The sequence below is a fragment of the Streptomyces sp. NPDC093252 genome (assembly GCF_040683675.1).
Classification (GTDB): Bacteria; Actinomycetota; Actinomycetes; order Streptomycetales; family Streptomycetaceae; genus Streptomyces.
The window spans coordinates 600,316-621,153 of the sequence record NZ_JBFBEM010000003.1 but is presented as its reverse complement, the minus strand read 5'-3'; the positions used below and the strand labels follow the sequence as shown (position 1 = coordinate 621,153).

Here is a 20,838-nt window from a genome sequence, read left to right as displayed (position 1 = left end):
CGCGCGGGGGTGGGGCTACACGGCCATGCCGTACACGATGGTGAACAGGGTGCCCAGGGAGCCGATGATGAAGACGCCGGTGAGGCCGGCGATGATCAGGCCCTTGCCTTGTTCGGCGCTGAACGTGTCGCGCAGGGCGGTGGCGCCGATGCGCTGTTTGGCGGCGCCCCAGATGGCGATGCCGAGACAGAGGAGGATGGCGACCGCCATCACCACCTCGATCATGACCCTGGCCTCGTTGCCCAGGCTGCCGAAGGGGCCCCAGTCCGGAGCGATCCCGCCGATGATGGTGTTGATGTCTCCGTTTTCGGCCGCAAAGAGCATGTAAGTCACCGCCCCTGGTGGGTAGTTCCGCGAGCCCCTGCGGTGTGCAGAGGTCAGGCATCATTCTCGCCGACGATGATGCCCTCGTATGTCGACTTGGCGTCATCGGGTGGCGGGTTTCGTACGAATACCACTTATCGTCACTCTGTGTATCACGGCAGGTCACGCCGGGCAACGAAGTGGGTGCGGAACCTGTCGTGTGGTGCCGTCGTTGTGCCCCTTTACGGTCCGGGGCCGTTCGTGACGGCCTGCGGGGTGAGGGCTCGTGCGCATGTTCTGGCGGGTGAAGGCTATCGCCGGGCGGGGGCGGTGTGGTGACGCGGGGTCAGGGAGGGGCGTGATTCCGGCCGGGGTGGATGGGGCGGTGGGCGGTGCTGAAAAACGGCCGGATTGTGTGGGTGGGGGCGGTGGCGGGACCTCGGGGCGGGGGCGGTAGGGGCTGGGGGCGGGTGCCGGGGGCGGGGTCCGGTGTTCTCGAAGGCGAACCGTCGGCGGATGAGTGGTGGGTGAGCGGTGGGTGAGCGATGGGTGGCGGGTGGGGGCAGGCGGGTGGCAGGTGCGCGGGGCGGTGCGCCGGGGCGAGCCGGGCGCAGCGGGGCAGCGGGGCGGCGGCCCCTGTGGCGGGCGCGAAGGGGCCGCGATAATGGGCGGATCGACGGCCACTCGGGCGAAGTCGCCTTGAACGGGGCCGGGATGGGGCAGGGTTGAGGCGTGCGGAAATGGTGGATCGGCGGCGGGATCGCCGTGGCGCTCGGGCTGAGCTTCATGATGGTGCTCGTCGTGGGCGTCTATCTGGTCGCCGGGAACGCGGCGGGCGGAGTCGGCGGCAGCGGCAAGGCGCTGGCCAAGGGTTCGGTGCCGGCCGCCTATCAGGCGCTGGTGCAGCGATGGGGCAACCTCTGTCCCGCGATCAACCCCGCCCTGCTCGCCGCGCAGCTCTACCAGGAGAGCGGCTTCAACCCGACCGCCCAGAGCCCTGCGCAGGCGCAGGGGATAGCGCAGTTCATCCCCGGCACCTGGGCCGCCCACGGCATCGACGGCGACGGTGACGGCGACCGGGACGTCTGGGACCCCAAGGACGCGATCCCCTCGGCGGCCACCTACGACTGCACGCTGGCCGGTTATGTGGAGGACGTGCCCGGCAATCCGACCCACAACATGCTCGCCGCCTACAACGCGGGCGCGTACGCGGTCATCCGGTACGGGGGGGTCCCGCCCTACGACGAGACCCAGAACTACGTGAGGATCATCACCACCCTGGAGGAGAGCTTCGCGGCGCCGACCACCCGGGTCGATCCCTCGGAGCAGGCCGCCGGGGCGATCCACTACGCGCAGGGGAAGCTCGGCACCCCCTATCTGTGGGGCGGTACGGGGACGGCGGCCCAGGGCGGCCGGTTCGACTGCTCGGGGCTGACGCAGGCGGCGTACGAGAGTGTGGGGATCACCCTGCCCCGGGTGGCCAACGACCAGTACAACGCGGGCCCGCATCCGTCCCGCGACGAACTGCTCCCCGGTGACCTGGTGTTCTTCTCCGACGATCTGACCAACTCCCGGGCGATCCGCCATGTCGGGATCTATGTGGGCGGCGGGTACATGATCGACGCCCCGCGCACGGGCGCGGTGATCCGCTTCGACCCGATCGACACCCCGGACTACTTCGGGGCGACCCGGGTCACCGAGGAAGGCGCGGCGGCGCTGCCGACGCATGTCTGAGCACTCGGGGGAGGAACACGCGGGAGGGTTCGCCCCGGGTTCGCGCCGAGCCGCCTCCACTGAGCGTGAACCTGTCCCCTGAGCTGCGACGATGTATCTCTCTTCGATAACGTCTGAGTGATCATTCGGTGGAGTGCGGAACGTACGGAGGAGGGTCGTGCGTTCCTGACTCCGACGGGGCGGAATGAAACACGAGGACGACGAAGGGGCCGCTGCACATGGCTGGACTCGCGCTATCCGGGTCGAACCCCGACGTCGAGCTGCTCTACGACATCAACGGCCTGGCCAAGGACGCACCGCGCTGGCTCGACCAGGTGGTGGCGTTCGTCGGCGAGTACGGGCTGCTGATCGCGCTGGCTCTGCTCGGGCTCGGGTGCTGGTGGTCCGTCCGGCGGCGGTCGTCCGACGCCGAGCAGGCGGTGGCCGGGGTCGCCGCGCTGCTGTGGGCGCCGCTGGCCGCGGGGGTCGCGGTGCTGGTCAATGTGCCGATACGGGGGTTCGTGGAGCGGCGCCGGCCCTTCTACGACCATCAGGGGCTTGAGGTGCTGGTCACCGGCAAGACCGACTTCTCGTTCGTCAGCGATCACGCGACGATGGCGATGGCGCTGGCGGTGGGGATCTTTGTCGCCCACCGGAGATTCGGGCTCGTGGCGATCGGGGTCGCGCTGGTGGAGGGGTTCTGCCGGGTTTATATGGGGGTGCATTACCCGACCGATGTGGTGGGCGGGCTGGCGCTCGGGACGGCTGTGGCGTTGCTGTTGTCGCCGGTGGCCACGGCGTTGCTGACGCCGGTGGTGCGGGCGGTGGCGGGGTCGTCTCGGGTGGGGTTTCTGGTGTGGCGGCGGGGGGTTGTGGGGGCGGTTGTTCCGGGGGCTCGGGGTGGGGAGGCCGGGGCTGAGGCGAAGGAGAGGGATTTGGCGGCTTAGGGGACTGGGGTGGGTGAAGAAGTGGGAAGTGGGTTGGGTCGTATGGGGTTTTCGCGGAGGCGCCCACCCGGTCGGCGAGGCGGTCGACGGCGTTCTTGAGGTCGCCGTGGGTGCCCAGGGTGAAGGCGGCGACCGAGACCGTGGGGGTGGCGCCCGCGGTGTTCGCCAGGTGCAGGGCGGACCAGATCTTGTTCGGCTGGGCGGGGCCCACTCCTGCCATGCCTTGACGATGGCTGCCGCTCGGTTCCAGGGCCAGGAGAGGTGGGCGGTGGGCCAGGCGGCGTCGCCGGGGTGGAGGCGGTCGGGGGCGTGGACGGGGTGGCCCGGGCTCGGGTGCGGGCGGTGGATGTGACGAGCGCTGCCGCGTCGCCGATGAACGTACGCCGTTCCATGGGTCCTCCCCCTGACGCGCTGCTCGCGCCCGCTCCGGTGGACGCCGGTTCCCGTCAGCGGGAGGGATCGAAAACGCGCCGTCTGTGGTGGGGGCCGGGCCCTTTCGGGTCCGCCGTGGGGCGGGACGGTGGTCCGGCGGCCCGGGTCCGGGCGACACGCGGAAGGTGCGCGGAGTTTGCCCCAAGGCGCGGCGGAGCACACCGTGCCGTTGCCCGAAGGTGCCGTTTCGCTGCCGTACCGTCGCTTCTGTGTGGTGGCCCACACGGCTCCGGAACCGTCATGTGCCCTCCCCGTAAGCATTCCGTGACCTAACCACAACGTCTATACGGGTTCACTCGCCGTTCACTTACGGCCATAGGCGCCTTCACCTGATCTGCCTAATTTCGGCCTTACCGATGCGACATGCGCTCGAAATGCGTGTTCGCGTCACCCAGACTTCGCACGCCGCCGAACAGGATGGCGGCTCCTGGAAGGAACTCCCGAAAGTGAAGCTTCAGCGCATGAACCGGCGGGCCCTCTCCCTCGGTGCTCTCGCCGTCTCCGGCGCCCTGGCCCTCTCGGCGTGCGGCACGGACGACACCGGCACCTCCGGCAGCGGTGACAGCAGCTCCTCCTCCACCGCGGCGGCCGGCAGCATCCAGTGCGACGACGCCTCGGGCCAGATCCTGGCCGATGGCTCCTCCGCCCAGAAGAACGCCATCGACGCCTGGGTGAAGAACTTCACCCAGGCGTGCAGTGGTGTGCAGATCAACTACAAGGGCGGCGGCTCGGGCGCCGGGGTGACCGCGTTCACCCAGGGCACCGTGGCCTTCGCCGGTTCGGACTCCGCGCTGGAGCCCGAGGAGATCGAGGCGTCCAAGGAGGTCTGCTCCGGCGGCCAGGGCATCGACCTGCCGATGGTCGGCGGCCCGATCGCCGTCGGCTACAACGTCCCCGGCGTCGACAACCTGGTGCTGGACGCCCCGACCCTGGCGCAGATCTTCGACAGCAAGATCACCAACTGGAACGACGAGGCCATCGCCAAGCTCAACCCCGACGCCGAGCTGCCCGACCTCAAGATCCAGGCGTTCCACCGCTCCGAGGACTCCGGTACCACGGACAACTTCACCAAGTACCTGATCGAGACCACCCCGGACAACTGGAACTACGAGGGCGGCAAGGCCTGGCAGGCCAAGGGCGGCCAGGCGGCCTCCGGCTCGGCCGGCATGGCCCAGCAGGTCCAGCAGAACTCCGGCGCCATCGGCTACATGGAGCTGTCGTACGCCAAGGAGCTCTCCGTCGTCGCCATCGACACCGGTGCCGCCGCCCCGGTCGCCGCCTCCGTCGACGGTGCCACCAAGGCCATCGCCGACGCCAAGGTCGTCGGCACCGGCAAGGACCTGGCCCTGGAGCTGAACTACGCCACCCAGGCCGACGGCGCCTACCCGATCACCCTGGTCACCTACGAGATCGTCTGCGACAAGGGCAACAAGGCCGACACCCTGCCCGCGACCAAGGCGTTCCTCACCTACATCGCCAGCGAGGAGGGCCAGCAGGTCCTCGCCGACAACGACTACGCGCCGATGCCGGCCGACATCATCTCCAAGGTTCGGACCACGGTTTCCGAGCTCAGCTAGCCCTGTGTGCGGTCCGGTCCCCCGCTGACGGGACCGGACCGCACCGTCCGGTGCACCGCCGCCCGGAGCCGCGCCCTCGGCACGGCTTCACCGAGCCGTCCGTGAGGACGGTTCCGCAGACCGGAGAACCCGATGGACATAACGACGAAGAACACTGACGCTCCTCCCCCCCTTCCGCAGCCCACCCTCACCGAGCAGAAGCGCGCCGCCCGCGGCGCCACCCGCCCCGGCGACCGGATCTTCCTCGGTCTGACCCGCGGCTCGGGCATCCTGCTGCTCGTCATCATGGCCGCCATCGCGGTCTTCCTCACCTGGCGCGCGACCGTCGCGATCAGCCAGGACGAGGGCAACTTCCTCACCACCTTCGAGTGGAACGCCAACCTGGACCCGCCGGTCTTCGGCATCGCCGTGCTGGCCTTCGGCACCGTGGTGTCGTCGGTCATCGCCATGGCCATCGCCGTCCCGATCGCCGTGGCCATCGCGCTGTTCCTCACCCACTACGCGCCGCGCAAGCTCAGCGGCCCCATCGCGTATGTGATCGACCTGCTCGCCGCCGTGCCGTCCATCGTGTACGGCCTGTGGGGCGCCCTGGTCCTCGTCCCCTATATGAGCGGACTGTTCGGCTGGCTCGACCAGTTCTTCGGCTGGACCGGGATCTTCTCCTGGGACGGCGGAGCCCCCCGCTCCATGCTCACCGTCGGCATCCTGCTGGCCATCATGATCCTGCCGATCATCACCAATGTGAGCCGCGAGGTCTTCCGGCAGGTCCCGCAGATGCACGAGGAGGCCGCCCTCGCCCTCGGCGCCACGCGCTGGGAGGTCATCCGCATGGCGGTGCTGCCCTTCGGCCGCTCCGGCGTGATCTCCGCGTCGATGCTCGGCCTCGGCCGCGCGCTCGGCGAGACCATGGCCGTCGCGACCGTGCTCTCCCCGAGCTTCACCATCGGCGCCAGCCTGCTCGACCCGGGCGGCGGCACGTTCGCCCAGAACATCGCCAGCAAGTTCAACGAGGCCGGACCCTTCGGCCGGGACGCGCTGATCGCCTCCGGTCTGGTCCTGTTCGTCATCACCCTGCTGGTCAACGGCGCGGCCCGCGCGATCATCGCCCGCCGCAAGGAGTACTCGGGGGCCAACGCATGAGCCACGCAGCCGTCATGACCAAGAAGCCCGGCTCGCTCCAGGGCGCGAGGCTGCCGAAGTGGTCCCCCTGGGCGCTGGCCGCAGCCTCGGCCGCGCTGGGCATCGGCATCGGGGTCGTCGCCGGCCTCGACAGCCGGGTGCAGTGGGGTCTGATCGCCGCCATCCTCTTCGTCGTCCTCACCTTCGGTGTCGCCGCCAAGGTCGAGGGCAAGCGGCAGGCCAAGGACCGGATCGCGACCGCGCTGGTCTGGGTCGCCTTCCTGCTCGCCGTGGTGCCGCTGGCCTCCCTGATCTGGGAGACCGTGGAACGCGGCATCAAGGTCCTCGACGTCTACTTCCTCACCCACTCCATGGGTGTGGTCGCCGACACCGACGTCGGCGGCGGTGCCTACGCGGCCATCCTCGGCTCCCTGGAGCAGGTCGGCCTCGCCACGCTGATAGGCGCCCCGATCGGTGTCCTCACCGCGATCTACCTGGTGGAGTACGGACGCGGCAGCCTCGCCAAGGCCGTCACCTTCTTCGTCGACGTCATGACGGGCATCCCGTCGATCGTCGCCGGTCTCTTCATCCTCAGCATCATGCTGATCTTCGAAATGCAGCCGTTCGGTTTCGCCGGCTCGCTCGCCCTGGCCATCCTGATGATGCCCGTGGTCGTCCGCTCCACCGAGGAGATGCTCAAGCTCGTCCCCAACGAGCTGCGCGAAGCCTCCCTGGCGCTGGGCGTGCCCAAGTGGCGCACCATCCTGAAGGTGGTCCTGCCCACCGCCATCGGCGGTATCACCACCGGCATCATGCTGTCGGTCGCCCGTATCGCGGGTGAGACCGCGCCCGTGCTGCTGCTGGTGTTCGGCAACCCCTTCATCAACGCCAATCCCTTCGAGGGCGCACAGGCTTCGCTGCCGCTGTTCATCTACCAGCAGTACCAGCAGAGCCAGTCCGAAGCCGCGTACGACCGAGCCTGGGCGGCCTCGCTGACCCTGATCGCGTTCGTGATGATCCTGAACCTGCTGGCCCGCGGCATCGCCCGCTGGAAGGCCCCGAAGACCGGTCGCTGACGCGGCCACACAGCGACCGATTCCGAAAGAAGCAGTGATTTCCATGGCCAAGCGCATCGATGTCAGCGGCCTCAGCGCCTACTACGGCTCCTTCCGGGCCATCGAGGACATCTCGATGACCATCGAACCCCGCTCCGTGACGGCCTTCATCGGCCCGTCCGGCTGCGGCAAGTCCACGTTCCTGCGCACGCTCAACCGGATGCACGAGGTCACCTCGGGCGGCCGGGTCGAGGGCAAGGTCATGCTCGACGACGAGAACCTGTACGGCACCGGGGTCGACCCGGTGGCCGTGCGGCGCGAGGTCGGCATGGTCTTCCAGCGCCCGAACCCGTTCCCCACGATGTCCGTGTACGACAACGTGGCGGCGGGGCTGAAGCTCAACGGCTCCTACAAGAAGTCCCAGCTCGACGACATCGTCGAGAAGTCCCTCAAGGGCGCGAACCTCTGGAACGAGGTCAAGGACCGGCTGAACAAGCCCGGTTCCGGGCTGTCCGGCGGTCAGCAGCAGCGGCTGTGCATCGCGCGGGCCATCGCCGTCGAGCCGAACGTGCTCCTGATGGACGAGCCCTGCTCCGCCCTCGACCCGATCTCGACGCTCGCCATCGAGGACCTGATCGGGGAGCTGAAGGAGCGCTTCACGATCGTCATCGTGACGCACAACATGCAGCAGGCGGCGCGGGTGTCCGACCGGACGGCGTTCTTCAACCTGTCGGCGGTGGGGCAGCCCGGGAAGCTGATCGAGATAGACGACACCGAGCGGATCTTCTCCAACCCGTCGGTCCAGGCGACGGAGGACTACATCTCCGGCCGCTTCGGCTGATCCTCAGGCCCCTCGCGGCGTTGCATGGCGGTGCCGCCGCGGGGCAGAAGAGGGCCCGTCCCCTCCGGGGGGCGGGCCCGTTTTGCGTTCGGTGCGCTGTGGGGTGCGGGTGCGTTGTGGGTTTTCGCGCAGTTCCCCGCGCCCCTGTCAGCAGCGTGCGGGTCGGTTGTGGGTTTTGCGCAGTTCCCCGCGCCCCCATCTGCTGACCTGCGGGTGGTCTGTGGCTGGTCGCGCAGTTCCCCGCGCCCCTGAAACGACTGGCGCTGCCCGCAGGTGTCTTTAGGGGCGCGGGGAACTGCGCGAGTAACCACGACGTACCCGCACCCTTCTGACAGGGGCGCGGGGAACTGCGCGAAGAACCACAACCGACCTGCACGCTACTGATGGGGGCGCGGGGAACTGCGCGGTCGGCTCCAGCCCACCCGCGCCCTCTACAGAAACGCCAGTTTCACCACTCCGAAGCTCGCGGCAGCGACAAGCGCTGCGGCTGGCATCGTGATGAACCAGCCCAGGACGATGTTCTTGGCCACCCCCCACCGCACCGCGTTCAACCGCTTCGTCGCCCCGACGCCCATGATCGCCGAGGTGATGACATGCGTCGTGGAAATCGGCGCCTTGAAGATAAACGCCGTGGTGAACATGATCGCCGCCCCCGTCGTCTCCGCGGCGAATCCCTGCGGGGGATCGAGTTCGATGATTTTCCGGCCCAGAGTGCGCATGATCCGCCAGCCGCCCGCATACGTACCGAGCGAGAGCATCACCGCGCAGATGATTTTCACCCAGAGCGGGATGGGATCGCCGGAATCCTCGACATCCGCGATCACCAGGGCCATCACCACGATGCCCATCGTCTTCTGGGCGTCCTGGAGACCGTGCCCGAGGGCCATCGCCGCCGCGGAGACGGTCTGGGCGATACGGAATCCCCGCTTGGCCTTGTGCGGATTCGTGCGGCGGAACGTCCACATGATGGCCGTCATCACCAGATATCCCGCGATCAGCCCCACCAGCGGCGACACGAACATCGGAATGAGGATCTTGTCGACGACCCCGTTCCAGTACACCTGTGTGCCGCCCGCGAGGGCCGCCCCCACCAGGCCGCCGAAGAGGGCGTGGGAGGACGAGGAGGGCAGGCCGTAGTACCAGGTGACCAGGTTCCAGGTGATCGCGCCGAGCAGCGCCGCGAAGAGGATGCCCATGCCCGTGGAGCCCTCGGGCGTCTCGATCAGCCCCTCGGAGACGGTCTTGGCGATACCGCTGCCGAGGAACGCGCCGGCCAGGTTCATCACCGCCGCCATCAGCAGCGCCGCCTTGGGCGTGAGCGCCCGGGTGGAGACGGAGGTGGCGATGGCGTTCGCCGCGTCGTGGAAGCCGTTGGTATAGGTGAAGAACAGCGCGACCAGAATGGTCACGACCAGGGCAAAGGTGTCCATCGCCGGGTTCAGGACTCCTTGACGGCGATGGTCTCCACCGTGTTCGCCACATGCTCGAAGGCGTCGGCCGCCTCTTCCAGCACATCCACGATCTGCTTGAGCTTCAGCACCTCGATGGCGTCGTACTTGCCGTTGAAGAGATGGGCGAGCAGTTTGCGGTGGATCTGGTCCGCCTGGTTCTCCAGCCGGTTGACCTCGATCCAGTACTCGGTGAGGTTCTCCATCGTGCGCAGATGCGGCATCGCCTCCGCGGTCAGTTCGGCGGCCCGCGCCAGTACCTCGATCTGCTGCTCGACGCCCTTGGGGAGTTCCTCGATGTTGTAGAGGACGACCAGGTCGACGGCCTCCTCCATGAAGTCCATGATGTCGTCGAGGGACGACGCGAGGGAGTAGATGTCCTCGCGGTCGAAGGGCGTGATGAAAGAGGAGTTCAGTTGGTGGAAGATCGCGTGGGTGGCGTCGTCACCGGCGTGCTCCGCTGCCCGCATGCGCTCCGCGATCTCTGCCCTGGCGGACCCCTCGGCGCCGAGCAGTTCCATCAGGAGTTTCGAGCCCGTGACGATGTTGTCCGCGGACGCGGCGAACATGTCGTAGAAGCTCGTCTCCCTGGGGGTCAGACGAAAGCGCACGTGGGGTCCTCTAGGGGCTTCGGTTTCGGTCAGGGTGATGCTAGGCGCATCATCCGGCCACGGCTAATGGGCCGTCCCCCAGTGTCGCCCATAAAGCAGACTTGTCTTCACGGGGGCGGTACGAGGGTTGTACGGGGGCGGTACGGGGAGTTGGCCCGGCCTTGTCGCGCGGATGTTTCCCGTACGGCATTGGCCAAGGGCCCTATACCCACGAGAATTCGGTACCATATACCCACCAGGGGTATGTGTCTGATGCGGGAGGACGCCATGACGACCACAGAGGCCGGCGCGGGAGCGCCCTCCGTCGCCGTCGCGGAGGACGTGGTCACGGACCACGACCGCGGGGTGCACGGCTACCACAAGCAGAAGGACGAGCACCTCAAGCGGCTGCGCCGGATCGAGGGCCAGATCCGCGGCCTCCAGCGCATGGTCGACGAGGACGTCTACTGCATCGACATACTCACGCAGGTCTCCGCCTCCACCAAGGCGTTGCAGTCCTTCGCACTCCAGTTGCTGGAGGAGCATCTGCGGCACTGTGTCGCCGATGCCGCGGTCAAGGGCGGCGACGAGATCGAGGCGAAGGTCGAGGAGGCGACGAAGGCGATCGGGCGGCTGCTGCGGACCTGAGGACCGGCCCGCGGACGCGGGTGGCCGAAAAGGGTCGGTGGCGCGGGCGCCCGGCGGGGCGCACCTGGCTCAATCCGTACGCGCGCCCCGTGCGCCCCTCTCCTCGGTCACCCGCAGCACCGCGTCGATGCAGTCCAGGCTGAGCCGCTCCTCGTCGGCCATCGAGGCCGCGATGATCAGCTCGCCGCACAGTTCGATCTCGGCGAGTGCCACGTGGTCCTGGACTACTGCCGTACCGCCGAGCGGAGCCACGCACGTCACCTCGTCTCTGCCGTCACCGACTTCCTAGAGTAGGGACAGGTCTACACAACGCGCATGGCACGGAAGGGCTAGTTCTTGCGCCCCCGTGCGCCCCTTACGCCCGGGGTGCGCAGGTGCGTACCCCCCGTGTGCCCCTCCCCCACCACCCTCATTCCTCCGCGATCCGCCCCGCGTAGATGTCCGCCCGCTCCGGCAACTCCACCTCGACCGGCGCGCCGAAGTCGTACAGCAGCGTCGTCGACGCCACCGCCACGGCGCCCGTCTCGCGTCCGCCGTCATAGCTGAACCGGTGCTGGACCTTGCGGATGCGCCCGGCGTCGTCCAGGAACACCTCGAACGGCACCTCGGGGGTGGCGAACCCTTTCGCCGCCGCGTCCAGCGCGCCCCTGCCGCCCTCGCCGGCGTTCTTCGCGGCCAGCGCCAGATCGGCGGTGCCCCTGTAGTGCCGTACCGCCGTGCCGTCGACCTCGGTCTCGCCGACATAGCGCGCCTCGCGCGTCCCGCGCAGCACCTCGGCGGCGGCGAACGGGTCGGTGGCGCCGCCGGTCACCAGATTGCCGTCGGGCAGGCCCGCGGTCTCCACCCGCACCCATTTGTCGGCGGGCACCCCGGCGCCCCGGTTCTTCATGAAGAGCGCGCCCGGCGCCAGCAGCTCGGTGATCGGGCGGCGCTCGTCCTGGCCCGCGGGATCCTGGGGCAGCCGCACCCGCAGCTCGCCCAGGCGCCGGGTGAAGTCGTACACCCCCTCGCCGCGGATGGTGACCCGGGTGCCGCCGGTGGCCATCTCCATCGACGTCCGGGCCTTGGAGCTGCCCGCGCCGACCAGGGCGTCGGCCGCGCCGCGCAGCACCGGGACGGGGTCGGCGGCGGGGCGGGCGTCGGCGGAGGCGGGTGCGGTGGCGGGGGCTGTGGTGGGGGCGGGAGCGGGGCGGCCGGTGGGGCGGTCGGGGGAGCAGCCCGTGGTGGCCAGTGCTGTCGCGGTCAGACAGACCCAGGCCATGAGGCCCGTGACGACTGTCCCGCCCGTCGCGCCCGTCCTGCTCTGCCGCTGCCGCCGCTCCATCCGTCTACCCCCAGCCGTCCGCCGGACCCGGCCCCTGTCGTGCCGGTCAATCGTTCCGGTTAACGACCGGTAGCTAGGGCCGTCACGCCCGGCGCGGCGGGGTGGGCGCGTGCGCCGGGGCGCGCCGGGGCACGCAGGCGTCCCCACAGTGTTCTGACGCCCGCTCTACGTGCCGTTCACCGGCGGTCGGTACGGTGGACACCGTGACCTCTCAGGACCGGTCCGCCGCCCCCCGGGACGATCCGGAACACAGCATCAGCATGGTCGAGCAGGGCCCCTTCTGTGTGGCCCGGTGCAGTTGCGGCTGGCGCAGCCCCGCCCGGCGGGCCCGGAGCCTGGCCCGCACGGACGCCGCCGCCCACCGCGTCGGGGGGTAGCGGGGGGCAAGCGGGTACCGGCAGCGGCCTCAGGCGCGTTCCAGGCCGCGGACGAGGGCGTCCACCAGGTCCGCGTCCCGGGGCTGGGTCAGCCGGGTACGGGCCTGGTCCGGGGTGAGCCACAGGATCCGGTCCACCTCGCGGTTGGGGACGAAACCGCCGGTGACCGCCTCGGCGGCCCAGTAGCGGACCTCCTTCGGCCGCCCGGCCACCGGATAGCGCAGGGTCGCCAGCTCGGTGCCGGGGGCCGCGGAGTAGCCGGTCTCCTCCGCCACCTCCCGCAGGGCGCCGGTGAGGGCATCCTCGTCCCGCTTGAGCTTGCCCTTGGGATGCGACCAGTCGTCGTACTTGGGCCGGTGCACGAGGCAGATCCGCAGTGTGCCGTCGGACGGTGAGACGCGCCACAGGACGCAGCCCGCCGCGAGGACCGGGCTGCCGGTGCCGGGGGTGGTGTCGGGATCGGTGTGCGGGTCGGTGTGGGTGTCGTGCATGTCGTTCACTCTCCAGCTCCGGCTGACCGGGTCAGGACGTGCGTACCGTCTCCTTCTGCCACGCCTGCTGGAACGCGAACCGTGCCGCCTCGACCTCATGACGCTGATCGGCGTGCAGCACACCGAGGGCGTACGCCGTCGCCGGGGCGATGCGCGGGGTGCGCGCCGCCTGGGCGGCGGCGGAGGCGGCCTCGGAGGCGTCCCGGTGCCGGTCGAGGGCGTGACCGGCGCTCAGCAGGCGGGTGTCCGCCGGGGGGTCGGCGGGGCCGTGCAGCACCTCCAGCGCGTAGCGGTGCAGCCGCAGGAGCAGGCGGACCTGGTGCCAGGGGGCGTCCTGGGGGTGCGGGGAGGGGTCGGGGGAGAGGCCGTGGATCAGGGCCTGGGCGTTGTACGGGTTCCCCGCGGTGAGGAGGGGGAGGGCGGTCACGGCGTCGGTCAGGCGTTCCCGCGCGGCGGTGGCGAGGGGGTGGAGGCCGGTGGTGGGGGCGGTGGGGGTGAGCGGGACCTCGCTGGCCAGGACGGCGACCTTGTCGGCGACGGCGTGGAAGCGGCTGCTGCCGAGGGCCTGGAGGGCGGTGGAGTGGGCGCGGGTGCGGGCGAGGGTGAGCTGGCGGTCGAGGAGGGCGCCGGATTTGGCGGCGCCGATGGTGAGGTTGCCGCGGTCGGTGGGGGCGGTGGCGGTTCCGCCCGGAGCGGGTGCCGCCGCCCCCACCCGTGCGGCCCCAGCGGCACGACTGCCCGCAGCTACGGCGGACAGGGGACGATCACCCGGGGCTGTGGGGGAAGGGGCGCGACTGCCCGGGGCTGTGGGGGATGAGGTGATGGCGTCGGGTGGGGGTGGCTGGGGTGGGAGGTGGGGGGTGGCCGGCGCGGGGGGCGCGGGGGGTGTGGGGGTGCCCGAGAGGCGGTGGAGGGCGGTGAGGAGGCGGGTCAGGCGGGACTCGTAGGCGTGTTCCAGGGCGAGGGTGCCGGAGAGCCAGGCGAGTTCCGGGCGCATGCCCTCCGACCAGTCGGCGTCGAGGAGCGGGCGGAAGGTGTGCAGGCTGCCGCTGATGCGGCGGGCCGAGCGGCGCAGGGCGCGCGCCGCGTCGACCGACTCCTCCGTGCCGTTGGTGTGCGCCCCGCCGCCGGTCTCCCGGTGCTGCCGCAGGGCGCGCAGGAACTCCATGGCCTGGGCGCGGAGATAGCCCGCGAGGGCCTCCCCGGTGGCCGCCCCGGCCTCGGGGTCCGTCGGATCAAGGTGTTGCTGTGCCACGCCGGCGCCTCCGGGCGTCTATGAGCATCTCCTGGATGTTCCGCAGGGGCCCGCCGTCGGCGTCGGTCGCGTGCCGGGTCCACTCGCCGTCCGGGCCCAGGTGCCAGGAGGAGGTGGTGTCGGACATGCCCGTCTCCAGCAGCCGGTTGAGCGCGGCGCGGTGGGCCGGGTCGACGACGCGCACGAGGGCCTCGATGCGGCGGTCGAGGTTGCGGTGCATCATGTCGGCGCTGCCCAGCCACACCTCGGGTTCGCCGCCGTTGCCGAAGGCGAAGACCCGGGAGTGCTCCAGGAAGCGGCCGAGGATCGAGCGGACCCTGATGTTCTCCGACAGGCCCGTGACGCCGGGGCGCAGCGCGCAGATGCCGCGCACCCAGACATCGATGGGGACGCCTGCCTGGGACGCCCGGTAGAGGGCGTCGATCAGGGCCTCGTCGACGATCGAGTTGACCTTGATCCGGACGTACGCGGGACGTCCGGCACGGTGGTGCTGGACCTCCTTGTTGACGCGCGAGATCAGGCCGTCCCGCAGGGAGCGGGGGGCGACCAGCAGCCGCCGGTAGGTCTCCCGGCGCGAGTAGCCGGAGAGCCGGTTGAACAGGTCGGACAGGTCCGCGCCGACCTGGGGGTCCGCGGTCAGCAGCCCGAGGTCCTCGTAGAGGCGGGCGGTCTTGGGGTGGTAGTTGCCGGTGCCGACATGGCAGTACCGGCGCAGGGTCTCGCCCTCCTGGCGGACGACCAGGGAGAGCTTGCAGTGCGTCTTGAGGCCGACCAGGCCGTAGACGACATGGCAGCCGGCCTCCTCCAGTTTGCGGGCCCACTCGATGTTGGCGTGCTCGTCGAACCGGGCCTTGATCTCCACCAGGACCAGCACCTGCTTGCCCGCCTCGGCGGCCTCTATCAACGCGTCCACGATGGGGGAGTCGCCGGAGGTGCGGTACAGGGTCTGCTTGATGGCGAGGACGTCGGGGTCCTTGGCCGCCTGCTCCAGGAACGCCTGCACGGAGGTGGAGAAGGAGTCGTACGGGTGGTGCAGCAGCACGTCCCGCTGGCGCAGGGCGCCGAAGATGTCGGGCGCGGAGGCCGACTCGACCTCGGCGAGGTCGCGGTGGGTGCCGGCGATGAACTTGCGGTACTTCAGCTCGGGCCGGTCCAGGCCGTGGATGCGGAAGAGACCGGTGAGGTCGAGCGGGCCGGGCAGCGGATAGACCTCGGCCTCGGTGATCTTCAGCTCGCGCACCAGCAGGTCCAGCACCTCGCGCTGGATGGACTCCTCGACCTCCAGGCGCACCGGGGGCCCGAAGCGCCGCCGCATCAGCTCCTTCTCCAGGGCCTGGAGGAGGTTCTCGGCGTCGTCCTCCTCGACCTCCAGGTCCTCGTTGCGGGTGATCCGGAAGGCGTGGTGCTCCAGCACCTCCATGCCGGGGAACAGTTCCTCCAGATGGGCGCCTATGACGTCCTCGATGGGGACGTACCGGCCGGGGCTGGACTCCAGGAAGCGGGAGAGCAGCGGCGGCACCTTCACCCGGGCGAAGTGCCGGTGGCCGCTGACCGGGTTGCGGACCACCACGGCCAGGTTGAGGGAGAGGCCGGAGATATAGGGGAAGGGGTGGGCCGGGTCCACGGCGAGCGGGGTGAGGACCGGGAAGATCTGGTGCCGGAACAGGGTGAAGAGACGGGCCTGCTCCTTCTCGGCCAGCTCGCTCCAGCGGACCAGGTGGATGCCCTCCTCGGCGAGGGCGGGGGCGACGTCCTCGTGGAAGCAGGCGGCGTGCCGGGCCATCAGCTCCCGGGAGCGGGCCCAGATCATCTCCAGCACCTGGGTCGGCTGGAGGCCGGACGCGGAGCGGGTGGCCACGCCGGTGGCGATCCGGCGCTTCAGTCCGGCCACCCGGACCATGAAGAACTCGTCCAGATTGCTGGCGAAGATCGCGAGGAAGTTGGCGCGTTCGAGGAGCGGGGTGTTCGGGTCCTCGGCGAGTTCGAGGACGCGCTCGTTGAAGGCGAGCCAGCTCCGTTCCCGGTCGAGGAAGCGGCCCTGGGGCAGTTTGTCGCCGTCCGCGGACTCCTCGTAGGCGTCGAGGTCGGCGTCGATGTCGGGTTCCAGGTCGGAGACCGTGGCCGCGACGGTGGCCGGGCGGTGCGCCGCGATGGAGCCCACGGAGGGCTGCGGGTGCTGGATCTCTGCCTTGGGGGTGGTTTGCTGGCTCATGGACCCATTCTTCCGCGCACCGGCGCCGGGCGGCGCGTCGGAGCGCGCGGGCGGGAGCGCGGCGACGGTCCCCCGGGGGGACGGCGGCTGCTCGGGCACGGCCGGGTTCATTGGCTGAGCGTCGCAAGACCGTCTGAATCAATGGTTACGGAGACATGACGTGCGGGATAGCGGGGAGCGGCTCGCAGGGGACCGATGCAGCGTGTCCGGGCTCCGCCGGTCTCTGATCGCACATACGTTCCGTAAGTGTCCCGTATACATCCCGTATGCGCCCCCGTACGTTCCGTGCGGTGCCGTGTGCGGGGGGTGCTCGGGGACCGGGGCCGACCGGCGCCCATGAGCCGTGCGTGAGAGGGGTGCCAGGACCCCGAGAACCGGCCTTATATCGGGCAAACAAGCTTCTGCCGGGCTTCTCAGCGAGCACTCAGGCGGCTCTCATGGGCGGCGGACAAGCTCATGGACATGACCGAGAGCTTCCGCCGCAGCGGCGAGTACGACGACAGCGAGTACCCGAACCCTCACCAGCAGGGCGCCGAGCAGCACTCCGCCTCGCCCGGGGACCCGTACGGGACCCCCGACCCCTACCAGGCGCCCGCGCAAGCCTCGTCAGCCCCTCCCGCCTCCCCGGTGGATCCCGCCTCCCCGGTGAGTGCCGCCTCCGCGGTGAATCCCGAGTGGCCCCCGCCGCCCGCTCACCGGCCGACCGCCGGGGCGTACGACACCGGGACCACCGGTACCGACAGCGGGAGCACCGGCTTCGGCGCCGGGGCCACCGGTACCGGCGCCACCGCGCTGCTCGCCGAGCCCGTCGCCCGGCCCGCCCGGCGGGGGCGCGCCCGGGGTCCGGTGGCGCTGCTCGCGGCCGTGGCGATCGTCGCGGCGGCGATCGGCGGCGGCACCGCCTACGGCATCCAGGAGCTGACCGGCGGCAACGACACCGTCGCCGTCAGTTCGTCCACCACCAATGTGGTCCCCTCCAGCCAGCAGGGCACGGTCTCCGGGGTGGCCACCGCGGTCAGCCCCAGCATCGTGGAGATCAACGCCACCACCAGCGCCGGTTCGTCCACCGGCTCGGGTGTGATCATCACCGCCGACGGCGAGATCATCACCAACAACCACGTGGTCACCGGCGCCTCCGAGGTCCAGGTCACCACCAGCGACGGCACGCAGTACACCGCCCAGGTGATCGGCACCGACCCGGCCAAGGACCTCGCCCTGATCAAGCTGGACAACGCCTCCGGTCTCAAGGCGGCCACCCTCGGCAACTCCGACGGTGTCCAGGTGGGTGACGAGGTCGTGGCGATCGGCTCGCCCGAGGGCCTCACCGGCACGGTGACCAGCGGTATCGTCTCCGCGCTCGACCGCGATGTCACCGTCTCCACCGGTGAGGGGCAGCAGCCGCAGCAGACGCCGGGCGGCGGCTGGCCGTTCGAGTTCGGCGGCCAGGAGTTCAACGGCGACACCGGCTCGTCCACGACGACGTACAAGGCCCTCCAGACCGACGCCTCGCTCAACCCGGGCAACTCCGGCGGCGCGCTGATCGACATGAACGGCAACATCATCGGCATCAACTCGGCGATGTACTCGGCGGCCGGTTCGTCCTCCAGCGCGGGCAGCGTGGGCCTCGGGTTCGCCATCCCGATCAACACGGTCAAGGCCGACCTGGCGACCCTGCGGGCGGGCGGCAGCAACTAGCGACGGACCGGCGGTACCCCCGCCCACCGCACGGCAAGGAGCACGGCATGAGCAGCAAGGACGTCAAGAGCACCAGGAGCGTCAGGGACGTCAGGGACGTCAGGGCCATCAGGGTCGAGCGCGTCACGCACGCCCTCCCCGGTCACGACCCGGCCGGATACGCCCTCGCCCTGGAGGTGGCCGGACGGCTCCACGGTCCGGCCACCCGGGCCCCGGAACTGGCCCCGCCCGGCGCCCGCCCCGGCCCCCACCGCACCCCCGCCCGCCGCCGCCGGGCCCTGCGCGACTGACCGGCGGCCACCCCCACCCGGGCCCGCGCGACCGACCGGCCCGGCCGGAAACGGCCCCCCGGGGCCAGCCCGCCCCCGTACGACGACTTTCCGGCGCGACCGGCTGACGTGCGAGGCTGAATGCTGAGAACGTCGGACCGGCCCCCTATCCCCCGTACCCGAGGACATGAGCATGAGCCCCGCCGATGGCGACCGCGACCCCCAGCGCATCCTGATCGTCGACGACGAGCCCGCGGTGCGCGAAGCGCTCCAGCGCAGCCTCGCCTTCGAGGGCTACGACACACAGGTCGCGGTCGACGGCGCGGACGCCCTGGAGAAGGCCGCCGTCTACCGGCCCGACCTCGTCGTCCTCGACATCCAGATGCCCCGGATGGACGGCCTCACCGCCGCCCGCCGCATCCGGGGCGCCGGGGAGACCATCCCGATCCTGATGCTCACCGCCCGCGACACCGTCGGCGACCGCGTCACCGGTCTGGACGCGGGCGCGGACGACTACCTGGTCAAGCCCTTCGAGCTGGACGAGCTGTTCGCCCGGATCCGCGCGCTGCTGCGCCGCAGCTCCTACGCCACGGCCGGTGGCGCACCCGAGGACGAGGCGCTCGCCTTCGGTGATCTGCGGATGGACCTGGCGACCCGGGAGGTGACCCGGGGCGGACGGCAGGTCGAGCTGACCCGTACCGAGTTCACCCTGCTGGAGATGTTCATGGCACATCCGCGCCAGGTGCTCACCCGTGAGCAGATCCTGAAGGCGGTCTGGGGCTTCGACTTCGAGCCGTCCTCCAACTCCCTCGACGTCTACGTCATGTACCTGCGCCGCAAGACCGAGGCGGGCGGCGAGCCGCGCCTGGTGCACACCGTGCGGGGCGTGGGGTATGTCCTGCGCCAGGGCGGGGCCGAGTGAGCCGAGTGGACAACGGATTCGGCCACCGGTCCGGTCATGGGTCCGGTCCTCGCTTCGGCCGCCGCTTCGGGCGTCGGCTGAAGTCCCTGCCGATCCGCTCCCGGCTGGCCCTGCTGGTCGCGGCGGCGGTCGCGTTCGCGGTGGCGGCGGTCTCGGTGGCCTGCTGGTTCGTGGTGCAGGGGAAGCTGTACGACGAGATCGACGACACCCTGCGCAACAGCAATGTGCGGCTGGACGGCGCCGAGGTGCGCGACGCCCTGGCCAACTGCTCGCAGGAGCCCGCGGCGGGGCCGCCGGTCGGCCCGGCCACCCAGAGCTATCTGGAGCTGGTCACCTCCGACGGCCAGTACTGCGTCTTCGGCACCTCCCGGGGCGCGGTGAAGATCAACGACAGCGATGTGGCCATCGCCCGGGATCCCGGCCTGCCCACGAGCATCCGCAACGGACAGGACACCGACGGCAACCCGGTGCGGCTGACGACCGTCCCGCTGCACCCGCTGGAGGGGGTGGCCGTACTCGTCGGTATCCCCCTCACCGACACCCAGCGCACCCTCAACGAACTCGCCCTGCTCCTGCTCGTCGTCTCCGGCGTCGGGGTCATCGGCGCGGGCGCCGCCGGGCTCGCGGTGGCCCGTGCCGGGCTGCGTCCCGTCGACCGGCTCACCCAGACCGTCGAGCATGTCGCCCGCACCGAGGACCTCACCGTCCGGATCCCGGTGGACGACGAGGCCGAGGACGAGGTGGCCCGCCTCTCCCGCTCCTTCAACTCCATGACCACCTCCCTCGCCAACTCCCGCGACCTCCAGCAGCAACTGATCGCGGACGCGGGCCATGAGCTGCGCACCCCGCTCACCTCCCTGCGGACCAACATCGAACTCCTCACCCGCAGCGAGGAGACGGGCAGACCGCTCCCGGAGGCCGACCGCAAGGCGCTGCTCGCCTCGGTGAAGGCGCAGATGACGGAGCTGGCGGCGCTGATCGGGGACCTCCAGGAGCTGTCCCGCTCGGAGGGCCAGCGCGGGGAGCGGGTGCAGGTGGTGTCGTTCGAGGACACCGTGGAGTCGGCGCTGCGCCGGGCGCGGCTGCGCGGCCCGGAACTGACGATCACCGCCGATCTGCACCCCTGGTACGTCCGGGCGGAACCGGCCGCGCTGGAGCGGGCGATCGTCAACATCCTGGACAACGCGGTGAAGTTCAGCCCCGAGGGCGGCACGATCGAGGTGGTCCTCGGCAGCGGCATCCTGACCGTCCGCGACCACGGCCCGGGTATCCCGGCCGAGGAACTCCCGCATGTCTTCGACCGCTTCTGGCGCTCCCCGAGCGCCCGCGCCCTGCCCGGCTCGGGCCTGGGCCTGTCCATCGTGGCCCGTACGGTCCACCAGTCGGGCGGCGAGGTCACCCTGGCCCGCGCGGAGGGCGGCGGCACGGTGGCGACGCTGCGGCTGCCGGGGGCACCGATGCCACCGCCGGGGACTCCGGCGGAGTAGAGCGCCGGGCACATCGCCGGAGTAGAGCGTCGGGCACATCGCCGGAGTAGGACGCCGAAGAGGCGGGACCCCGTCTGGGATCCCGCCTCTCCCGCAGATGTCAGCCGCTCACCGGAGAGGGTGATGCGTGCGT

20 protein-coding genes and 1 pseudogene are annotated in these 20,838 nt (G+C 70.6%); 12 read left to right on the top strand and 9 right to left on the bottom strand.

Annotation, left to right across the window (positions count from 1 at the left end; translation table 11 throughout):
* Positions 1-15 precede the first annotated feature (15 nt).
* Positions 16-324 carry a hypothetical protein gene (locus AB0O01_RS08845; protein WP_365311753.1) on the bottom strand — a complete coding sequence of 103 codons (309 nt, stop codon included), beginning with the start codon at positions 322-324 and terminating at the stop codon, positions 16-18.
* Positions 325-1,035: 711 nt separating this feature from the next.
* Between AB0O01_RS08845 and AB0O01_RS08840 the strand changes: the two genes are divergently transcribed.
* Positions 1,036-2,037: a bifunctional lytic transglycosylase/C40 family peptidase gene (locus AB0O01_RS08840; protein ID WP_365311752.1), complete on the top strand. Its 1,002-nt coding sequence runs from the start codon at positions 1,036-1,038 to the stop codon at positions 2,035-2,037.
* A gap of 218 nt (positions 2,038-2,255) precedes the next feature.
* Positions 2,256-2,963, top strand: coding sequence for a phosphatase PAP2 family protein (locus tag AB0O01_RS08835; protein WP_365311751.1), 708 nt, complete (start codon positions 2,256-2,258; stop codon positions 2,961-2,963).
* A gap of 52 nt (positions 2,964-3,015) precedes the next feature.
* Here AB0O01_RS08835 and AB0O01_RS08830 read toward each other — a convergent pair.
* A pseudogene (locus AB0O01_RS08830) lies at positions 3,016-3,233 on the bottom strand (hypothetical protein); the annotation flags it as partial.
* Positions 3,234-3,841: 608 nt separating this feature from the next.
* On the opposite strand from AB0O01_RS08830, the gene pstS reads away from it, so the two are divergent.
* The 4 genes from pstS to pstB all read left to right on the top strand — a co-directional run bounded on the left by pstS (position 3,842) and on the right by pstB (position 7,987).
* Positions 3,842-4,972, top strand: coding sequence for a phosphate ABC transporter substrate-binding protein PstS (gene pstS / locus AB0O01_RS08825; RefSeq protein WP_365311750.1), 1,131 nt, complete (start codon positions 3,842-3,844; stop codon positions 4,970-4,972).
* 132 nt (positions 4,973-5,104) lie between these two features.
* A complete protein-coding gene (pstC, locus tag AB0O01_RS08820) occupies positions 5,105-6,112 on the top strand; it encodes a phosphate ABC transporter permease subunit PstC (RefSeq protein ID WP_365311749.1) in 1,008 nt (335 codons plus the stop codon).
* Positions 6,109-7,167, top strand: a complete 1,059-nt coding sequence (gene pstA / locus AB0O01_RS08815) for a phosphate ABC transporter permease PstA (protein ID WP_365311748.1) — start codon at positions 6,109-6,111, stop codon at positions 7,165-7,167. Before pstC ends, pstA begins: the two co-directional genes overlap by 4 nt.
* A 43-nt stretch (positions 7,168-7,210) precedes the next feature.
* On the top strand, positions 7,211-7,987 hold the full coding sequence (pstB, locus tag AB0O01_RS08810) for a phosphate ABC transporter ATP-binding protein PstB (RefSeq protein ID WP_365311747.1): 777 nt from the start codon (positions 7,211-7,213) through the stop codon (positions 7,985-7,987).
* A gap of 431 nt (positions 7,988-8,418) precedes the next feature.
* Here pstB and AB0O01_RS08805 read toward each other — a convergent pair whose 3' ends face one another.
* Together AB0O01_RS08805 and AB0O01_RS08800 are read right to left on the bottom strand one after the other, a co-directional pair.
* Positions 8,419-9,417: an inorganic phosphate transporter gene (locus AB0O01_RS08805; RefSeq protein WP_365311746.1), complete on the bottom strand. Its 999-nt coding sequence runs from the start codon at positions 9,415-9,417 to the stop codon at positions 8,419-8,421.
* Positions 9,418-9,425: 8 nt separating this feature from the next.
* Positions 9,426-10,046 carry a DUF47 family protein gene (locus tag AB0O01_RS08800; RefSeq protein ID WP_365311745.1) on the bottom strand — a complete coding sequence of 207 codons (621 nt, stop codon included), beginning with the start codon at positions 10,044-10,046 and terminating at the stop codon, positions 9,426-9,428.
* A gap of 267 nt (positions 10,047-10,313) precedes the next feature.
* On the opposite strand from AB0O01_RS08800, the gene AB0O01_RS08795 reads away from it, so the two are divergent.
* The gene (locus tag AB0O01_RS08795; RefSeq protein WP_365311744.1) at positions 10,314-10,673 is read left to right on the top strand and encodes a metal-sensitive transcriptional regulator; all 360 of its coding nucleotides are present in this window, start codon (positions 10,314-10,316) and stop codon (positions 10,671-10,673) included.
* Positions 10,674-10,742: 69 nt separating this feature from the next.
* Here AB0O01_RS08795 and AB0O01_RS08790 read toward each other — a convergent pair whose 3' ends face one another.
* Together AB0O01_RS08790 and AB0O01_RS08785 are read right to left on the bottom strand one after the other, a co-directional pair.
* On the bottom strand, positions 10,743-10,934 hold the full coding sequence (locus AB0O01_RS08790) for a hypothetical protein (RefSeq protein WP_365311743.1): 192 nt from the start codon (positions 10,932-10,934) through the stop codon (positions 10,743-10,745).
* Positions 10,935-11,082: 148 nt separating this feature from the next.
* Entirely contained in the window at positions 11,083-11,997 is a 915-nt protein-coding gene (locus AB0O01_RS08785; RefSeq protein ID WP_365311742.1) for a hypothetical protein, read from the bottom strand.
* Positions 11,998-12,200: 203 nt separating this feature from the next.
* On the opposite strand from AB0O01_RS08785, the gene AB0O01_RS08780 reads away from it, so the two are divergent.
* Entirely contained in the window at positions 12,201-12,374 is a 174-nt protein-coding gene (locus tag AB0O01_RS08780) for a hypothetical protein (protein WP_365311805.1), read from the top strand.
* A gap of 29 nt (positions 12,375-12,403) precedes the next feature.
* Here AB0O01_RS08780 and AB0O01_RS08775 read toward each other — a convergent pair whose 3' ends face one another.
* Genes AB0O01_RS08775 through AB0O01_RS08765 form a run of 3 tightly spaced genes read right to left on the bottom strand, consistent with a single transcriptional unit; the run spans position 12,404 to position 16,332 of the window.
* Positions 12,404-12,865 carry an NUDIX hydrolase gene (locus AB0O01_RS08775; RefSeq protein ID WP_365311741.1) on the bottom strand — a complete coding sequence of 154 codons (462 nt, stop codon included), beginning with the start codon at positions 12,863-12,865 and terminating at the stop codon, positions 12,404-12,406.
* Between the two features lie 31 nt (positions 12,866-12,896).
* Positions 12,897-14,120, bottom strand: coding sequence for a CHAD domain-containing protein (locus tag AB0O01_RS08770; protein ID WP_365311740.1), 1,224 nt, complete (start codon positions 14,118-14,120; stop codon positions 12,897-12,899).
* Complete coding sequence (locus AB0O01_RS08765) at positions 14,101-16,332, bottom strand: RNA degradosome polyphosphate kinase (RefSeq protein ID WP_365311739.1); 2,232 nt, start codon at positions 16,330-16,332, stop codon at positions 14,101-14,103. Before AB0O01_RS08765 ends, AB0O01_RS08770 begins: the two co-directional genes overlap by 20 nt.
* 462 nt (positions 16,333-16,794) lie before the next feature.
* Between AB0O01_RS08765 and AB0O01_RS08760 the strand changes: the two genes are divergently transcribed.
* The 4 genes from AB0O01_RS08760 to AB0O01_RS08745 all read left to right on the top strand — a co-directional run bounded on the left by AB0O01_RS08760 (position 16,795) and on the right by AB0O01_RS08745 (position 20,705).
* Positions 16,795-18,027, top strand: coding sequence for a trypsin-like peptidase domain-containing protein (locus tag AB0O01_RS08760; RefSeq protein ID WP_365311738.1), 1,233 nt, complete (start codon positions 16,795-16,797; stop codon positions 18,025-18,027).
* Between the two features lie 47 nt (positions 18,028-18,074).
* Positions 18,075-18,317: a hypothetical protein gene (locus AB0O01_RS08755; protein WP_365311737.1), complete on the top strand. Its 243-nt coding sequence runs from the start codon at positions 18,075-18,077 to the stop codon at positions 18,315-18,317.
* Between the two features lie 172 nt (positions 18,318-18,489).
* Positions 18,490-19,218 (top strand): response regulator transcription factor, encoded by a 729-nt coding sequence (locus AB0O01_RS08750; protein WP_365311736.1) that lies wholly within the window; start codon positions 18,490-18,492, stop codon positions 19,216-19,218.
* Positions 19,219-19,295: 77 nt separating this feature from the next.
* On the top strand, positions 19,296-20,705 hold the full coding sequence (locus tag AB0O01_RS08745; protein WP_365311804.1) for a HAMP domain-containing sensor histidine kinase: 1,410 nt from the start codon (positions 19,296-19,298) through the stop codon (positions 20,703-20,705).
* Positions 20,706-20,838: the final 133 nt, after the last annotated feature.

What these genes read in the sequence shown, in the direction of transcription:
- AB0O01_RS08805 (WP_365311746.1), bottom strand. Translation starts at nt 9,417, where the DNA reads ATGGACACCTTTGCCCTGGTCGTGACCATTCTGGTCGCGCTGTTCTTC.
- AB0O01_RS08755 (WP_365311737.1), top strand. Translation starts at nt 18,075, where the DNA reads ATGAGCAGCAAGGACGTCAAGAGCACCAGGAGCGTCAGGGACGTCAGG.
- AB0O01_RS08760 (WP_365311738.1), top strand. Translation starts at nt 16,795, where the DNA reads ATGACCGAGAGCTTCCGCCGCAGCGGCGAGTACGACGACAGCGAGTAC.
- pstC (WP_365311749.1), top strand. Translation starts at nt 5,105, where the DNA reads ATGGACATAACGACGAAGAACACTGACGCTCCTCCCCCCCTTCCGCAG.
- AB0O01_RS08750 (WP_365311736.1), top strand. Translation starts at nt 18,490, where the DNA reads ATGAGCCCCGCCGATGGCGACCGCGACCCCCAGCGCATCCTGATCGTC.
- AB0O01_RS08845 (WP_365311753.1), bottom strand. Translation starts at nt 324, where the DNA reads ATGCTCTTTGCGGCCGAAAACGGAGACATCAACACCATCATCGGCGGG.
- pstB (WP_365311747.1), top strand. Translation starts at nt 7,211, where the DNA reads ATGGCCAAGCGCATCGATGTCAGCGGCCTCAGCGCCTACTACGGCTCC.
- pstA (WP_365311748.1), top strand. Translation starts at nt 6,109, where the DNA reads ATGAGCCACGCAGCCGTCATGACCAAGAAGCCCGGCTCGCTCCAGGGC.
- AB0O01_RS08795 (WP_365311744.1), top strand. Translation starts at nt 10,314, where the DNA reads ATGACGACCACAGAGGCCGGCGCGGGAGCGCCCTCCGTCGCCGTCGCG.
- AB0O01_RS08775 (WP_365311741.1), bottom strand. Translation starts at nt 12,865, where the DNA reads ATGCACGACACCCACACCGACCCGCACACCGATCCCGACACCACCCCC.
- AB0O01_RS08835 (WP_365311751.1), top strand. Translation starts at nt 2,256, where the DNA reads ATGGCTGGACTCGCGCTATCCGGGTCGAACCCCGACGTCGAGCTGCTC.
- AB0O01_RS08765 (WP_365311739.1), bottom strand. Translation starts at nt 16,332, where the DNA reads ATGAGCCAGCAAACCACCCCCAAGGCAGAGATCCAGCACCCGCAGCCC.
- AB0O01_RS08785 (WP_365311742.1), bottom strand. Translation starts at nt 11,997, where the DNA reads ATGGAGCGGCGGCAGCGGCAGAGCAGGACGGGCGCGACGGGCGGGACA.